General features: G+C 67.7%; 13 protein-coding genes and 1 pseudogene. 7 read left to right on the forward strand and 7 right to left on the reverse strand.

The annotated features are described in order from the left end of the window. Positions 1-54: 54 nt before the first annotated feature. The 6 genes from AC5P5R_RS06115 (at position 55) to AC5P5R_RS06140 (ending at position 3,993) form a co-directional block, all read left to right on the forward strand. Entirely contained in the window at positions 55-1,014 is a 960-nt protein-coding gene (locus AC5P5R_RS06115; RefSeq protein WP_005407835.1) for a mitochondrial fission ELM1 family protein, read from the forward strand. A 153-nt stretch (positions 1,015-1,167) separates the two neighbouring features. Beyond that, positions 1,168-1,398, forward strand: a complete 231-nt coding sequence (locus tag AC5P5R_RS06120) for a hypothetical protein (RefSeq protein ID WP_005407834.1) — start codon at positions 1,168-1,170, stop codon at positions 1,396-1,398. Between the two features lie 48 nt (positions 1,399-1,446). Then, positions 1,447-2,298, forward strand: coding sequence for a DUF2145 domain-containing protein (locus tag AC5P5R_RS06125; protein WP_005412057.1), 852 nt, complete (start codon positions 1,447-1,449; stop codon positions 2,296-2,298). Positions 2,299-2,317: 19 nt separating this feature from the next. Then, the gene (locus tag AC5P5R_RS06130) at positions 2,318-2,812 is read left to right on the forward strand and encodes a hypothetical protein (protein WP_005407832.1); all 495 of its coding nucleotides are present in this window, start codon (positions 2,318-2,320) and stop codon (positions 2,810-2,812) included. 32 nt (positions 2,813-2,844) lie between these two features. Beyond that, entirely contained in the window at positions 2,845-3,357 is a 513-nt protein-coding gene (locus AC5P5R_RS06135; RefSeq protein ID WP_495226337.1) for a hypothetical protein, read from the forward strand. 75 nt (positions 3,358-3,432) lie between these two features. Then, positions 3,433-3,993, forward strand: a complete 561-nt coding sequence (locus tag AC5P5R_RS06140) for a queuosine precursor transporter (protein ID WP_012478962.1) — start codon at positions 3,433-3,435, stop codon at positions 3,991-3,993. Between the two features lie 743 nt (positions 3,994-4,736). Here the strand turns inward: AC5P5R_RS06140 and glnE are convergent. Beyond that, entirely contained in the window at positions 4,737-7,532 is a 2,796-nt protein-coding gene (gene glnE, locus AC5P5R_RS06145) for a bifunctional [glutamate--ammonia ligase]-adenylyl-L-tyrosine phosphorylase/[glutamate--ammonia-ligase] adenylyltransferase (protein ID WP_012478961.1), read from the reverse strand. Between the two features lie 384 nt (positions 7,533-7,916). Between glnE and scpC the strand changes: the two genes are divergently transcribed. Then, positions 7,917-9,431, forward strand: coding sequence for a succinyl-CoA:acetate CoA-transferase ScpC (gene scpC / locus AC5P5R_RS06150; RefSeq protein ID WP_005407828.1), 1,515 nt, complete (start codon positions 7,917-7,919; stop codon positions 9,429-9,431). 117 nt (positions 9,432-9,548) lie between these two features. Here scpC and hglS read toward each other — a convergent pair whose 3' ends face one another. The 6 genes and pseudogenes from hglS to AC5P5R_RS06180 form a co-directional block, all read right to left on the reverse strand. Next, positions 9,549-10,913, reverse strand: coding sequence for a 2-oxoadipate dioxygenase/decarboxylase HglS (gene hglS, locus AC5P5R_RS06155; protein ID WP_012478960.1), 1,365 nt, complete (start codon positions 10,911-10,913; stop codon positions 9,549-9,551). A gap of 166 nt (positions 10,914-11,079) precedes the next feature. After that, on the reverse strand, positions 11,080-11,568 hold the full coding sequence (locus tag AC5P5R_RS06160) for a hypothetical protein (protein WP_012478959.1): 489 nt from the start codon (positions 11,566-11,568) through the stop codon (positions 11,080-11,082). 31 nt (positions 11,569-11,599) lie between these two features. Continuing rightward, complete coding sequence (locus tag AC5P5R_RS06165; RefSeq protein ID WP_111722859.1) at positions 11,600-12,352, reverse strand: HAD family hydrolase; 753 nt, start codon at positions 12,350-12,352, stop codon at positions 11,600-11,602. A gap of 84 nt (positions 12,353-12,436) precedes the next feature. Then, positions 12,437-12,853, reverse strand: a complete 417-nt coding sequence (locus tag AC5P5R_RS06170; protein ID WP_005407824.1) for an EF-hand domain-containing protein — start codon at positions 12,851-12,853, stop codon at positions 12,437-12,439. A gap of 232 nt (positions 12,854-13,085) precedes the next feature. Beyond that, positions 13,086-13,457: a hypothetical protein gene (locus AC5P5R_RS06175; RefSeq protein ID WP_012478956.1), complete on the reverse strand. Its 372-nt coding sequence runs from the start codon at positions 13,455-13,457 to the stop codon at positions 13,086-13,088. Positions 13,458-13,539: 82 nt separating this feature from the next. Beyond that, a pseudogene (locus AC5P5R_RS06180) lies at positions 13,540-13,662 on the reverse strand (IS110 family transposase); the annotation flags it as partial.

Consider the following 13,662-nt stretch of genomic DNA (forward strand, 5'->3'; position numbering starts at 1 on the left):
GTAGAGTGTCGCGACTGTTGCAACACCCAGCAGGGCTGAAACGAATTAATGCCAATGGTGAAACGATCGAGCGCGCCATGGACGGTCACTGACGGCCGTGCGGGCAATGTCCGCCAAGCGGTCGCGCTGGCCTCGGCGCTGCGCCAGGGCACCCACCGACCGCTGGTCCTGCAGCCCCGCGCACCCTGGCGCTGGCTGTCGCCGCGGCGCCTGCCGGGTGATGTGAACGGCTATGGCGAGGCTTTCGCGTCATTGGCTGCCGAGGCCCCGGCGCTGGCGATCGGCTGTGGCCGCCAGGCCGCCGGCGCACTGCGCGTGCTGCGCGCACGTGGCAGCCAGGTGGTGCAGATCCTCGACCCGCGCATCGGCGCACGCCACTGGGATGTGGTGGTGGTGCCCGAACACGATGCCCTGCGTGGCAGCAACGTGCTGACCCTGCTCGGCAGCCTCAACCCGGTGGACGACGACTGGCTGGCCTGGGGCCGCGCCGCGTTCGCCGGCTTCAGTACCTTGCCCGGCCCGCGCACCGCGTTGCTTGTCGGTGGACCGACGCCGCTGGCGCCGTGGGATGAAACGGCGATGGTGGGCGTGTTCCAGGCGCTGGCCGGGCAGATCCGCAGCGAAGGCGGCAGCCTGCTGGCGACCACCTCGCGACGCACGCCGCCGGCGTTGGCCGAGATCCTGCGCGCGACGTTCGCCGACCTGCCGCATGTGATCTGGGGCGACGGCGGCGACGGTACGAATCCTTATGGCGGCCTGCTCGGCTGGGCCAACCGCGTGGTGGTCTCGCCCGATTCGGTGAACCTGCTGTCTGAAGCCTGCGCCACGCGCATGCCGGTGATGGTGGCGCTGGCCGATACCGCGCAAGGCCGGCTGGCGCGCTTCCAGCAGCAGCTGCGCGAGCGCGGGCGGCTGCAGGCGCATTGGCTGGACTGGCAGTACGACCGCATCGAACCACTGCGCGAGACCGCGCGGGTGGCCGCGGAAGTGAAACAGCGTCTGGCATTGGGGTAGTGCCGGCCGCTGGCCGGCAATGCTCTACGCGCTACCGAAGATCCTGACGTTGCCGGCCAGCGGCCGGCACTACCGGGTGCGCAGCGTTTTCTGAACATTTCGATCCGACTGTGCGGTTAGAGTCCAGCGTCCCCCATCACGCTGAACGTCTTCATGCGCACCCTGCTCCTGCTGCCCCTGGCCCTGCTCGCTGCCTGCTCCACCACGCCCACCGAGCTGGATCCGATCTCGTATCAATGCCAGCAGCAGCTGGACGCGTACCGCGAACAACCGGCGCTGCGCGATCCGAAGACTGGCCAGCGCCCGCCGCTGCCGGTGGCCCCGATCAGCGACGCCTGCGACAAGGAACTCCAGCGCAAGGGCCTGGACCGCCCGCTGCGCTGACCGGCGTATGATCGGCGCGCGGGCCTGCCCGCCGTTGAAGGTATCGACATGGATCGTTTTTCCCGCCTGCCCCGCGCCGCGCTGCTGATCGCCAGCCTGCTGGCGACCGCACCCGCTTGGGCCAACAGCACCGAATGCCGCGAGCGCTACCCGAGCGTGGCCGCGCAGGCGGCGATGCTGGACGTGGCCTGGACCACCGCCGAGCGTCTCGATGCGCTGCCCGATGTGGACGTGGTGATCGCCGCGCGCGGTGGCCAGGACCTGAGCCGCTACGGCCTGCGCCACAGCCACCTGGCCTTCCTGCTGCGCGAGGACGACGGCCGCTGGCGCGCGATGCACCTGCTCAACCGCTGCAAGACTGACAGCTCGCAGCTGTACCACGAGGGCCTGGGCAACTTCGTCGGCGAGAGCGGCGGGCATACCGACCTGCGCATCGGCGTGCCGTCGGCGCCGCTGCGTGCTGTATTGAAGGCGATGCTGGTGTCGCCGTCGATCCAGCCCAAGGCGCTGCACGAGACCAGGTACAACGTGGTCGCCTACCCGTTCGCCACCGACTACCAGAACTCCAACCAGTGGGTACTGGAGGTGCTGGGCGCGGCGATGGCGCAGGCCGATGGCGCACCGGCCATCGTCAAGCGCGAACAGGCCCAGCAATGGCTGCGCCAGCAGAAGTACCAGCCCAGCGTGCTGCATATCGGCCTGGGCAAGCGCGTGGGTGCACGCCTGTTCATTGCAAACGCCACCACCACCGACCACCCCGCCGGCGAACGCATTTCCGGCAACTATTCGGTGGTGACGGTGGAATCGGTATTCGACTTCCTGCACCAGCGCAGCCAGCTGCAGCAGGAACTGGTGATCCCCCATGTGCCGGTGGCCGGTGCTGCTGCCGCCACGCCCTGAATCCCGCGAGGAGAACGACATGCGTCCGCTGCCTGTTTCCCTGATGTCGATGGTGATCATTGCCGGCCTGCTCGGCGCGAACACCGCCCATGCCGAACGCCGCATCATCATCCTGCAGGACCCGGGTCCGCAGGGGCCGAGCCTGGAAATGTCCGCGCCCCTGGTTGCTTCCGCGCGCGCCGCCGCTGCCAAGGAAGCCCGGGATGCCGGGCTACCACCAGGCCACGGTGCATCGGTGAAGCTGCCGCAGATGCAGGTGAGCGCCATCGCCACCACCGTCGACGGCCGCCGCGAAGTACTGCTGCGTGATGCCAACAACCCGCAGAACACCGCGTCGATGCAGTGGCCGAAGCGCCCCGGCGATCCCGCCGTGCAGTTCACCGTGGGCCAGACCGTGAACTTCGAGCCGACCGGCACCGACCAGGGCTGGCAGGTGAAGGACAACCAGGGCCGCCCGCTGGAATACCTGCCCGAGGCCACCGGCCCGCGCGACATCTTCGATACCCGGCGCTGAGCCGCCGCCCCCACGTTGACCAGGAGGTCTCCATGTTCCGTTGCCTGCGCATTCCCGCGTCCGCTCTGCTGCTCTCGGCGCTGCTGGTGCCCACTGTCCATGCTGGCGCCGCGCCGCAGTTGAACAGCAGCGAGGCCAGCGTGATCGTAACGTCGTTCGTGGTGCTGTCGTTGCCACTGGCGGCCTCGATGGGCTTGTCCGAACTGTCCAAGGCGCCGTTCAAGGCCAGCGAACGCAACGGGCGGGCCACGCGCACCAAGGCAGTGCCGCTGCCGCCGATGGAGGTGAAGAAGGTGGAGACCACGCCGGAGGGCGAGCGCCAGGTACAGCTGCAGGTGCCGGACAAGGCCGACCAGACCGCCACCGTGCGCTGGCCGGCGCGCGTGCATCAAGACCAGGCGGCAGGCTTCGTGGTCGGCCAGCAGGTGCACTTCGACCCCACCGAAGCCGGTGCCGGCTGGACCGTGAAAAGCGCGCAGGGCCAGGCACTGGCTTACGTGCCCACCGCCTACGCCGCTGGCGACGTGTTGAGCGAAGCGCTGTAAAGCTGAACGACCGGTTTTGGCTTTGACGCGGGCCGGGCGGATAATGGGCGATCCCCTTTGTCCCCCTGGCTCGCCATGTCCGTGCGTCCTGCCCCTCTTTTTGCCCCGCTGACCCCGCGCGCCCTGGTGCTGGCGGTACTGGCGATGGGCGCGGTGGTGCTGCTGTCCAACGTACTGGTGCAGTACCCGATCAACGATTGGCTGACCTGGGGTGCCTTCAGCTATCCGGTCGCGTTCCTGGTCAGCAACCTGATCAACCGCCGCTTCGGCCCGGGCCCGGCGCGCCGCGTGGCGTGGATCGGCTTCCTGGTGGCGGTGGTGTTGTCGGTGTGGGTGGCCACGCCGCGCATCGCCATTGCCTCGTGCTCGGCCTTCATCGTGGCGCAGCTGCTGGACATCACCGTGTTCGACCGCCTGCGTCGTGGCAGCTGGTGGCGCGCACCGATGGTGGCCACCACCTGCAGCGCGACGGTGGATACCACCATTTTCTGGTCGATCGCGTTTGCCGGTTCCGCCCTGCCGTGGGTGAGCTGGGCCACCGGCGACCTGGCGGTGAAGCTGGCGATCGGCGTCTGCCTGCTGGCCCCGTTCCGCGCATTGTTGTGGAAGATGGCGCCGCTGCGGGCCACCAGCTGACCGCACATGCTCTGGTGGGTGCCGACCTTGGTTGGCACGCCCTGCAGAACTCATCGCTGCCGACAGATTGTGCCGACCAACGGTCGGCACCTACCAGGAGCGGGCATCGCAGGGCCATTGATTCGGTGGGTGCCGACCGTTGGTCGGCACGCCCTGCAGAACTCATCGCTGCCGACAGATTTTGCCGACCACCGGTCGGCACCTACCAGGAGCGGGCATCGCAGGGCCATTGATCCGGTGGGTGCCGACCGTTGGTCGGCACGCCCTGCAGAACTCATCGCTGCCGACAGATTGTGCCGACCAACGGTTGGCACATACCAGGAGCGGGCATCGCAGGGCCATTGATCCGGTGGGTGCCGACCGTTGGTCGGCACGCCCTGCAGAACTCATCGCTGCCGACAGATTGTGCCGACCAACGGTCGGCACCTACCAGAAGCGGGCATCGCAGGGCCATTGATTCGGTGGGTGCCGACCGTTGGTCGGCACGCCCTGCAGAACTCATCGCTGCCGACAGATTGTGCCGACCAACGGTCGGCACCTACCAGAAGCGGGCCATCTCAGGGCCATTGATTCGGTGGGTGCCGACCGTTGGTCGGCACGCCCTGCAGAACTCATCGCTGCCGACAGATTGTGCCGACCAACGGTCGGCACCTACCAGAAGCGGGCATCGCAGGGCCATTGATCCGGTGGGTGCCGACCAACGGTCCGCACCTACCCAAAGTTGTTGCAGCATTTGCCCCCGCTCAGGCGAACGGCAGCTCCGCGGCTCTGCACGCTGCCGTAATCGCGGCACACGCCTCTTCAATCGCAGGCGTGGTCGGTGCCAACCGCGGGCGCCGATCCAGCGTGCAGGCCAGGCCCACGTCCAGCAGCGTGGCGTGCGCGCCATGCAGTGCCTGCGCGGTGGCATCCGGCAGGAAACCGGCAACCGCCAGCGCATCGATCAACGACGGCGTATCGCGCGGCTGCAGCAGCGCCGCATGCTGCGCACTGCGTGCCAGCACGCCGGTCTGCAGCAGGAACTCCAGGTCCACTACGCCGCCGGCACCCTGCTTCAGGTCCAGTCGTGCGGCATCGCTGCGGTCCAGTTCGGTGCGCATGCGGCCGCGCATCTTCAGCACGTCCGCATACAGCACACCCGTGTCGCGCTCACGCCCCAGCGTCTGTGCACGCACCTGCTCGAAGTCGGCCAGCAGGCTGGCATCACCGGCCACGCCGCGTGCGCGCACCAGGGCCTGGTGTTCCCAGGTCCATGCGCGTTCGCGCTGGTATTCGGTGTAGCTGGCCAGCGAAGACACCAGCGAACCCTTGCCACCGTCCGGGCGCAGGCGCACATCGATGTCGTACAGGCGGCCGGCGGCGGTAACCGCGCCGAGCAGGGCCATCACTTTCTGCGCCAGGCGCGCATACCAGCGGCCCGGCTCCAGCGGACGCGCACCATCGCTGGCGTCCACCCCGGCCGGGTTGTCGTGCAGGAATACCAGGTCCAGATCGGAACCGAAGCCCAGTTCAAGCCCACCCAGGCTGCCGTAGCCGATGATCGCGAAACGTCCGCCGGGAATCCCGCCGTGTGCGGCGTGCATGTCCGCTTCGGCCATCGCCAGCACGGTGACCACCACCGCCTGCGCCAGTTCGGCCAGTTGCCGGGTGCTGTCCACCGCGCCCTGGCGGCCATCCAGCGTAGCCATCGCCATGCGGAAGCTGAGCGCCAGCCGCGTCTCGTTGAGCCAGCGCAGCGCGGATTCGGGATCCTCCACCGCCAGCACCTGCTGGCACTCGGCCAGCATGCCGGCGGCATCCGGCATCGGCCCGGACACGCGTACGTCCAGCAGTTCGTCCAACAGCAGCGGATACGCCGCCAGGCGCTCGGCAAGCAGCGCGCTGCGCGCCAGCACATCCACCAGCCGCGCCAGCGCACTGGGCTGCTCGTCCAGCAGCGCGAGATAGCTGGTCCGGCGCAGCACCGCCTGCAGCAGGCCAAGCACACGCTTGAGCGCGGCGTCGGGTTGTGGCGAGCGCGTGGCCGCATGCAGCAGTGCGGGCAGCACGCGATCCAGCCGCGCACGCGCGGCATCGGACAAGGACTTCACGCCGGTGCCCTGGGCGAAATCACGCAGCGACTGGTCGGCGCCGTTGGCATCGAGGAAGCCGGCTTCGGCCAGCAGTGGTGCGTTGCTGCCTTCGGGCAGGCTGCGCCAGTAGTTGGCCAGCGCGTCGGGCGCGGCCTGGCCCTTGCGCGGCGCCAGCAGCGCGGCGAATTCAGTACTGACGCGCTGCTGCTGTTCGGCCAACGCCGCGCGCAGCACGTTCCAGTCCGCATAGCCAAGGCCGACGGCGATGCGTTCGCGGTCCAGCGCGTCGCTGGGCAGTACGTGGGTCTGCGCGTCGCGCAGCATCTGCAGTCGGTTCTCCAGCCGGCGCAGGAACAGGTAAGCCTCGCGCAGTGCACTGCCATCCTCGGGCGCGATCTGACCGGCGGCGACCAGTGCATCCAGCGCCACCAGCAGGCGACGCTCGCGCAGTGCCGGTTCACGGCCACCGCGGATCAGCTGCAACGCCTGGCACAGGAATTCGATTTCGCGGATGCCACCGGCGCCACGCTTGATGTCCTCGTGCAACTCGCGGCGCGCGACCTCGGCGGTGATCGCCGCCTTCATTTCGCGCAGGCCATCGAGCGCGGTGAAATCGAGGTAGCGGCGGTACACGAACGGGCGCAGGGTCTGCAGCCACGCTTCACCGGCGGCGATGTCGCCGGCCACCGCGCGCGCCTTCAGCCACGCGTAGCGTTCCCAGTCGCGGCCCTCGCGCTGGAAATACTGGTCCATCGCCGCGAACGACAGCGCGACGCGGCCGGCGCTGCCGAACGGACGCAGGCGCAGGTCGACACGGTGGCTGAAGCCATCGACGGTGGTTTCGTCCAGCAGCTTGGCCAGGCGCTGGCCGAGGCGGGCGAAATACTCTTCGGCGGCCAGCGCGCGCGGGCCATCGGATTCGCCGCCGTGCGGATAGGCGTAGACCAGATCGATATCGGAACTGAAGTTGAGCTCGCCGCCGCCCAGCTTGCCGAGGCCGAACACGACCAGCTGCTGCGGCGTGCCTTGGTCATCGGCGATGACGCCATGGCGCTGGGCGAATTCCTGCTGCAGGGCCTCCAGCGCAAGCCGCAGGCAGTCTTCGGCCAGGGTGGTGGCGCCGGCCAGGGTCTGCGCCACGTCGTCCAGCCCGGCAAGGTCGCGCCAGATCAGCCGTGTGGACATCGCCGCACGCCAGCGCCGCAGCTGTGCCGGCCAGTCGCTGGGCTGCAGCGGGTCGAGCACCGGCGCCGGGATCGGCGGGCAGCCGGGCGCGGCCAGCTGCGCCAGCAGCGCGGGTTGACGCACCAGGGTGTCCAGCGCGAAGTCGCTGGCCACCGCCAGCCGGGTCAGCAACGGCAGCAGGTCGGCCGGGATGGGCTCGGTCAGGACCTGGGCCAGGCGCGCCAGGGCGCGGTCGACAAGAGGCTGCAGGGAGACGGGCAGATCAGCGGGGGCGAGGGTCATGGGCTGATTGTATCGACCCGGCCGGGGCGCAACGGACCCGGTAGTGCCGGCCGCTGGCCGGCAACCCCGGTAACCTTCGGCAGCATCATCGGATCTGCCGGCCAGCGGCCGGCATTACCAACAATGGAGGCCGCGTATTCATACTGGGCGACAGGCAATAAAAAAGCCCGCTTGCAGCGAACTGCCAGCGGGCTCTGCTCCCTCCCCCACGTCGGGATGCAGGGCCATCGTGCGGGCTGCGAAAGCACTTTGCACGCTGCACTGCAAAACAAAACCGACGGGTTTGGGTGAGCCCCTGGGGAAAAGCCATTCCACGAAGGTAGAACCCCCCGTACGGATGAGGATGGCCGATAATCGGAATTCCCCCCAGCAACACGTGTCGTCATGTCTGTTGATCGCATCGCCAACGCGCGTCTCCGTGACCGCGTGGTCTCCGCAGAGGCCGCAGCCGCGCTGATCCAGCCCGGTGAAACCGTGGCCATGAGCGGCTTTACCGGCTCCGGGTATCCCAAGGCCGTTCCCGTCGAACTGGCCCGCCGCATCGAAGCGGTGCATGCCCAGGGCAACCCTTTCCAGATCAAGCTGATGACCGGCGCCTCCACCGCGCCGGAACTCGATGGCGCGCTGGCCAAAGCCGATGGCATCGCGATGCGCATGCCGTTCCAGAGCGACCCGGATGCGCGCAACCGCATCAACGAGGGCAAGCTGGACTACATCGACATCCACCTCAGCCACGTTGCCCAGCACGTGTGGTTCGGCTTCTACGGCGAGATCGATACCGCCGTGATCGAAGTCTCGGCCATCCGCGAGGATGGCTCGCTGGTGCCCTCCACCTCGGTCGGCAACAACAAGACCTGGCTGGACCTGGCGAAGAAGGTGATCGTCGAGGTCAACGAATGGCAGCCGGCCGGCGTCGACGGCATGCATGACATCTACTACGGCACCGCGCTGCCGCCGCACCGCAAACCGATTCCGCTGGTGAACGCCAACGACCGCATCGGCGACACCGCGCTGCGCTGCGACCCGGACAAGATCGTGGCCGTGGTACGCACCAACGGCCCGGACCGCAACAGCCCGTTCAGCCCGATCGATGCGACCAGCGAGCAGATCGCTTCGCACCTGATCGAGTTCCTCAAGCACGAAGTGAAGAAGGGCCGCCTGCCGCCGAACCTGCTGCCGCTGCAGTCGGGCGTGGGCAACATTCCCAACGCGGTGCTGGCCGGCCTGGCCAAGAGCGGTTTCCGCGACCTGGCCGCGTTCACCGAAGTGATCCAGGACGGCATGCTCGACCTGCTGCGCGACGGCGTGCTGAGCTATGCCTCGTGCACGGGTTTCGCGCTGAGCCCGCAGGCCAACGAGACGTTCAAGGAGAACATCGATTTCTACCGCGAGCGCATCATCATGCGCACGCAGGAAATCTCCAACCATCCGGAACTGGTGCGCCGCCTGGGCTGCATCGGCATGAACGGCATGATCGAGGTGGACATCTACGGCAACGTCAATTCGACGCACGTGATGGGCACGCGGATCATGAACGGCATCGGCGGTTCCGGCGACTTCGCCCGCAACGGTTTCCTGTCGGCGTTCCTGAGCCCGTCCACCGCGAAGAACGGCACCATTTCGGCGATCGTGCCGATGGCCAGCCATGTCGACCACACCGAGCACGACGTGTCGGTGATCGTCACCGAACAGGGCCTGGCCGACCTGCGTGGCCTGACCCCGCGCAAGCGCGCGCAGGTGCTGATCGACAACTGCGCGCATCCGGATTTCCGTCCGCAGCTGCAGGATTACTTCGACCGCGCCAGCCGCGAGAGCTACGGCAAGCACACCCCGCACCTGCTGCCGGAAGCGCTGTCGTGGCACCAGCGTTGGCTGGATACCGGAACGATGAAGGGCTGATTGCGTTCGGGGTCGGATCCCTTTCCACAGGAAAGGGCTCTGACCCCAGCTACGGAATCGGGTAGAGCCGGCCGCTGGTCGGCTTCCCCAGCAGCCGGCCAGCGCCCGGCTCTACCTTCACGCGATGCGCAGGCTCGCCAGCGACTCCGCCTGCAGACGCTCATAGATCTCGAACTCGTCATTCACCGCCACGCCCAGCGCCTGCTCGAAGGCCTCGCGGTTGGCATGTGCGGCATAGGCGCGCTGTTCTTCACCACCCAGGTTCGACTGGAAGATGCCCGCGGCACTGACCGGCAGGAAATCCTCATAGACGATCGGGTCGGCCGTGGCCAGGCCGGCGGCCACCAGCACTTCAGCCGGCAGATCCGCCACGCGCTCGGGCGCGGCACGGCCGGCGTCGGTCAGCTGGTAGCGGTAATAGCCCAGTCCTTCCTGGCGCAGCGTGTCATGGTCATCCGGGAAGCTGGCGAACACCGCCTGCAGGCGTTGGCCGTAGTCGCCACCGGTGCTGCCTTCGCCACCGGCATCGCGGGCCTGGGACAACAGCTGGTCGTACAGCGCGCGGCCCTTCGGGGTCAGCGCAAGGCCGCGTTGTTCGATCTCGCCGAAGCGCGCGGTATGGGTGCCGGCATCGCCGCCTTCGCCGCCCGGGAAATGCACGGCCTCTTCCAATGCCTTGAAGCTGGTCTGGCGCAGCAGGATCGGGCAGGCGCGGCGCGGCGGGCCTTCGATCACCGCCTTGGCGGCCATGCCGTGTTCGATCATCGCCGCCTGCGCAGCGTCGATGTCCAGCGTGCGCGGGGTCAGGTGATTGATGTGCGGGCCACGGAAACTGACCACGTCGGCCACCAGGCGGTGCGCGTTGTGCAGCGCGTGGTAGGTCGGCAGGTCGACCGTGGCATCGCCGTGCCAGCGGAAGGTTTCCAGTGCTTCCTCGACGAAGCGCTCGGCATCGGCCTGCGCCAGGCCGCCGTCACGCTCGGCCTGGTCGATCAGTGCCAGCGCGCCGTCGGTGAAGATGCGGCGGCGCGCAAGGATCTTCGCCGATTCGGCACGCAGCGCTTCGTCTTCGATCAGCTCCAGGCGCAGCAGCGAGGTGAACACGCGGAACGGATTCTGCGCCAGCGCCGCGCCGGTGAGCGGGCGGAACGCGGTGGAATGCACCGGCACGCCCGCGACCGACAGGTCGTAGTAGCCGACCGGGTACATGCCCATCACCGCGAACAGGCGGCGCAGCGTGGCCAGTTCCTGCACGGTGCCCACGCGGATCGCGCCATGGCGTTCTTCATCCAGGCGCGCGCGCTCGTCGTTGCGCTGCAACTGCGCGGCCAGAGCGGGGTCCTGCTCCAGCACCTGCGCGTTGATCCGCTCCACCAGTTCCACCAGCGTGCCGTACAGCGGCACTTCGGTGCGGTACATGCGGGACATGGCCTGTGCGAACAGGCGGCGGATCACATCAGGCGAAACCAAAGAGGCGCTCATCAGTCACTCGATTACGGGAACGGGGGAACAGCTCGGACCCGTATTGTCGCCGGAGCGCGCGGTGGCGGCGATATGCAGAGCAACATGAAACAAACCGGCAGTGCCGGCCGCTGGCCGGCAATCTCCGGATGCCTGGAAGGGTGCGATTGCCGGCCAGCGGCCGGCACTACCGCTTGAGCTGGCGCTTCAGGGTGGCATCCAGGGTGATCGGCCGGTCCCAATGCTGGTAGCTGGCCACGATGGCGTGGCGCACGGCACGGTAATGCAGGTTGTCCGGCTTGGTGGGCATCCGCTTCACCACCGCTTCCCAGCCGCCGTCCGGGTCCTGGCTGAAGGCGCGCACGCTGTCGCGGCAGGTCTGGCCGCTGGCCTTGGCCCAGAAGCAGGCGAAATAGATGTCCCCGGCCTGCCAGCCATGGGTGGTGAACAGCGCGCTGATGTAGCCACGGGGCACGTCGGCATAGCGCGATACCTCATCGAGAAAGGCATCCGGGTAGCGTTCGGCGTAATGGTTGATGTCCTGCAGCTGGGCATCAACCCAGCTGTCGCCGGTTGCCACCTCATACGCAGCCGAACGCTCGGCGGTCTGCTGGGCCAGCACGGTGGCCGGCGCCAGCAGCAAGGACAACAGCAACACGCGCAGTCGGTAATTCATGCCCCGATTCTGCCGCAGCCGCCGGGCCCTGTCAGGCCGCCGCAGCGGCCTTGGCTTCGATCGCCGCCAGTGCGGCCGGCCAGTCGTGGGCGGTATCGGCGGTGACCATGCGCGGTTCATCATCGGCCACGCCGTGCTGGGTCTCGTGGGCCCAGGTCACTGCGTACGGGGTATGCACGCCCCAGCCACCCAGGGTAACCACCGGCTCGATGTCCGAACGCAGCGAGTTGCCGACCATCACGAAGCGCTGCATGGGCAGATCGAATTCGGCCAGCACGCGGGCGTAGGTTTCCGGGTCCTTCTCCGAGACGATCTCGATGCGCGGGAACAGCTCGCCCAGGTTGGCGACCTTGATCTTCGCTTCCTGGTGGAACAGGTCGCCCTTGGTGATCAGCACCACCGGGTAGTGCTCGGCGATGGCCGCCACCGCTTCGCGCACACCGTCGATCAGTTCGACCGGGTGGCCCAGGGTGTCGTGGCCGATATCCAGGATGCGCTGGATGTCCTTCGCTTCGATGCGCTGCCCGGTGATGTCGATGGCCGCTTCGATCATCGACAGCGTCATGCTCTTCACGCCGTAGCCGAAGGTGCCCAGGTGGCGCTGCTGCACTTCCAGCAGGTGGCGCGCGGTCTGGGTGTCGTGCACGTCGACGTAGCGCGACAGCAGGTCAAGGTAGTCCTGCTCGGCCTTGCGGTAGTAGTCCTCGCTCTTCCACAGCGTATCGTCACCGTCAAAACCGACCAGGCCGATGGCGCGCGACGGCGCAGGCGTGGAGGTGTTCATCGCGCAAGGATACAGGGGCCGTGGTGACGAAAAAAACCCGGGCGACCGAAGCCGCCCGGGTTCCCATACGCCCCGATACAGGTCTTACCTGCCCTGCGCACCCTGCGCTGCGCCGCCGGCGCCGGCCTGCTGGGCGGCCACATAGGCCTTGTACTCATCGGCGCTCAGCTCGCCGTCCTTGTTGGTATCAGCCTGGTCGAACACCTGGGCCAGGCCCGCGTTCACCTGCGCCTCGGTCTTGCTGATGGTGCCGTTGCCATCGGTATCGATGCTGGCCCAGGTCTGGCCACCGCCGTTGGCCTGCGCCGATGCGGCTGCGGCAGCGTTGGTCGCCTGGTCGGCGGCCTGGCCGGCCTGTGCAGCCGCCTGCTGGGCCTGTGCGGCCTCGTTCTGCGCATGCGCCGCCTGCTGCTTGGCCGACTGTGCCATCGCTGGAATGGCCAGCACGCTGCCAGCGGCGACGATCAGGGCGATCAGGGGCTTGCGGTTGCGAATAGTCATCAGGGGTGTCTCCTGCCAATTGGGTGGTGTTGCGCGGCGTGTTGTCTCCGCACGGCACCTACCCTGCCACCCCGTTTCTGAATCGATTTTGCCCCGCGACCGGCGTCAACACGCACCATTAACCACTCGCCCCCGCGCATGCATTAGCGCGGTGGTTAGCAGCAAGTGAGCAGCTCATAAGATGCGCATTCAGCGCTGCCGGATTTAACCGGCAGCCAACGAAAAACCTGCGTCAGTCGACGGTTTTTTCCGATGACCGCGAACTGAACAACACCCAGCCGAGCGCAACACCGGCGAGCGCACCGGCGATTTCCAGCACCACGCGGCTGCCGAGTTCGTTCGGATCGTGGATGGTTGCCAGGAACAGGCGCGCGTACAGCGGCGACTCCAGCCGCACGATGCCCATGTAGAACAGCTTCCATGCATCGATGCCGGCGGAGATGATCACGGCGATGACACAGGACCACCCGATCGCGTGACCCGCGGTCCAGTGCAGGAGCCGGCACAGCTGCGACCACAGGAAGTACACCAGCAGCCCGACCAGCAGGGCGATGGCGCCGGCTTCCAGGGTACCGAGCAGGCCGAAGTGCAGGGGAAGGTTCATCGGGTGGGCAGGGATGAAGAGGCGGCCAGTGTAAGGGATCTGCCCCGGACCCAATCCGGTAGCCCCAGTAGCAACTGTCTTGTCAGGGGCAGCCGAGGGCCACCTCGGCGTCTCGCTTACGGGCGTTGAGGATCACCAGCATTTTGCGCATGACCGCCACGAGCGCCACCTTGCTCGCTTTGCCCTTGGCCTTCAGGCCAGCGTA

The organism is Stenotrophomonas sp. YJH_SMC_19, from assembly GCF_059367915.1.

Bases quoted from the DNA above. Each gene is read 5' to 3' on its own strand.
- AC5P5R_RS06115 (WP_005407835.1), top strand. From the start codon at position 55: ATGGTGAAACGATCGAGCGCGCCATGGACGGTCACTGACGGCCGTGCG.
- AC5P5R_RS06120 (WP_005407834.1), top strand. From the start codon at position 1,168: ATGCGCACCCTGCTCCTGCTGCCCCTGGCCCTGCTCGCTGCCTGCTCC.
- AC5P5R_RS06125 (WP_005412057.1), top strand. From the start codon at position 1,447: ATGGATCGTTTTTCCCGCCTGCCCCGCGCCGCGCTGCTGATCGCCAGC.
- AC5P5R_RS06130 (WP_005407832.1), top strand. From the start codon at position 2,318: ATGCGTCCGCTGCCTGTTTCCCTGATGTCGATGGTGATCATTGCCGGC.
- AC5P5R_RS06135 (WP_495226337.1), top strand. From the start codon at position 2,845: ATGTTCCGTTGCCTGCGCATTCCCGCGTCCGCTCTGCTGCTCTCGGCG.
- AC5P5R_RS06140 (WP_012478962.1), top strand. From the start codon at position 3,433: ATGTCCGTGCGTCCTGCCCCTCTTTTTGCCCCGCTGACCCCGCGCGCC.
- glnE (WP_012478961.1), bottom strand. From the start codon at position 7,532: ATGACCCTCGCCCCCGCTGATCTGCCCGTCTCCCTGCAGCCTCTTGTC.
- scpC (WP_005407828.1), top strand. From the start codon at position 7,917: ATGTCTGTTGATCGCATCGCCAACGCGCGTCTCCGTGACCGCGTGGTC.
- hglS (WP_012478960.1), bottom strand. From the start codon at position 10,913: ATGAGCGCCTCTTTGGTTTCGCCTGATGTGATCCGCCGCCTGTTCGCA.
- AC5P5R_RS06160 (WP_012478959.1), bottom strand. From the start codon at position 11,568: ATGAATTACCGACTGCGCGTGTTGCTGTTGTCCTTGCTGCTGGCGCCG.
- AC5P5R_RS06165 (WP_111722859.1), bottom strand. From the start codon at position 12,352: ATGAACACCTCCACGCCTGCGCCGTCGCGCGCCATCGGCCTGGTCGGT.
- AC5P5R_RS06170 (WP_005407824.1), bottom strand. From the start codon at position 12,853: ATGACTATTCGCAACCGCAAGCCCCTGATCGCCCTGATCGTCGCCGCT.
- AC5P5R_RS06175 (WP_012478956.1), bottom strand. From the start codon at position 13,457: ATGAACCTTCCCCTGCACTTCGGCCTGCTCGGTACCCTGGAAGCCGGC.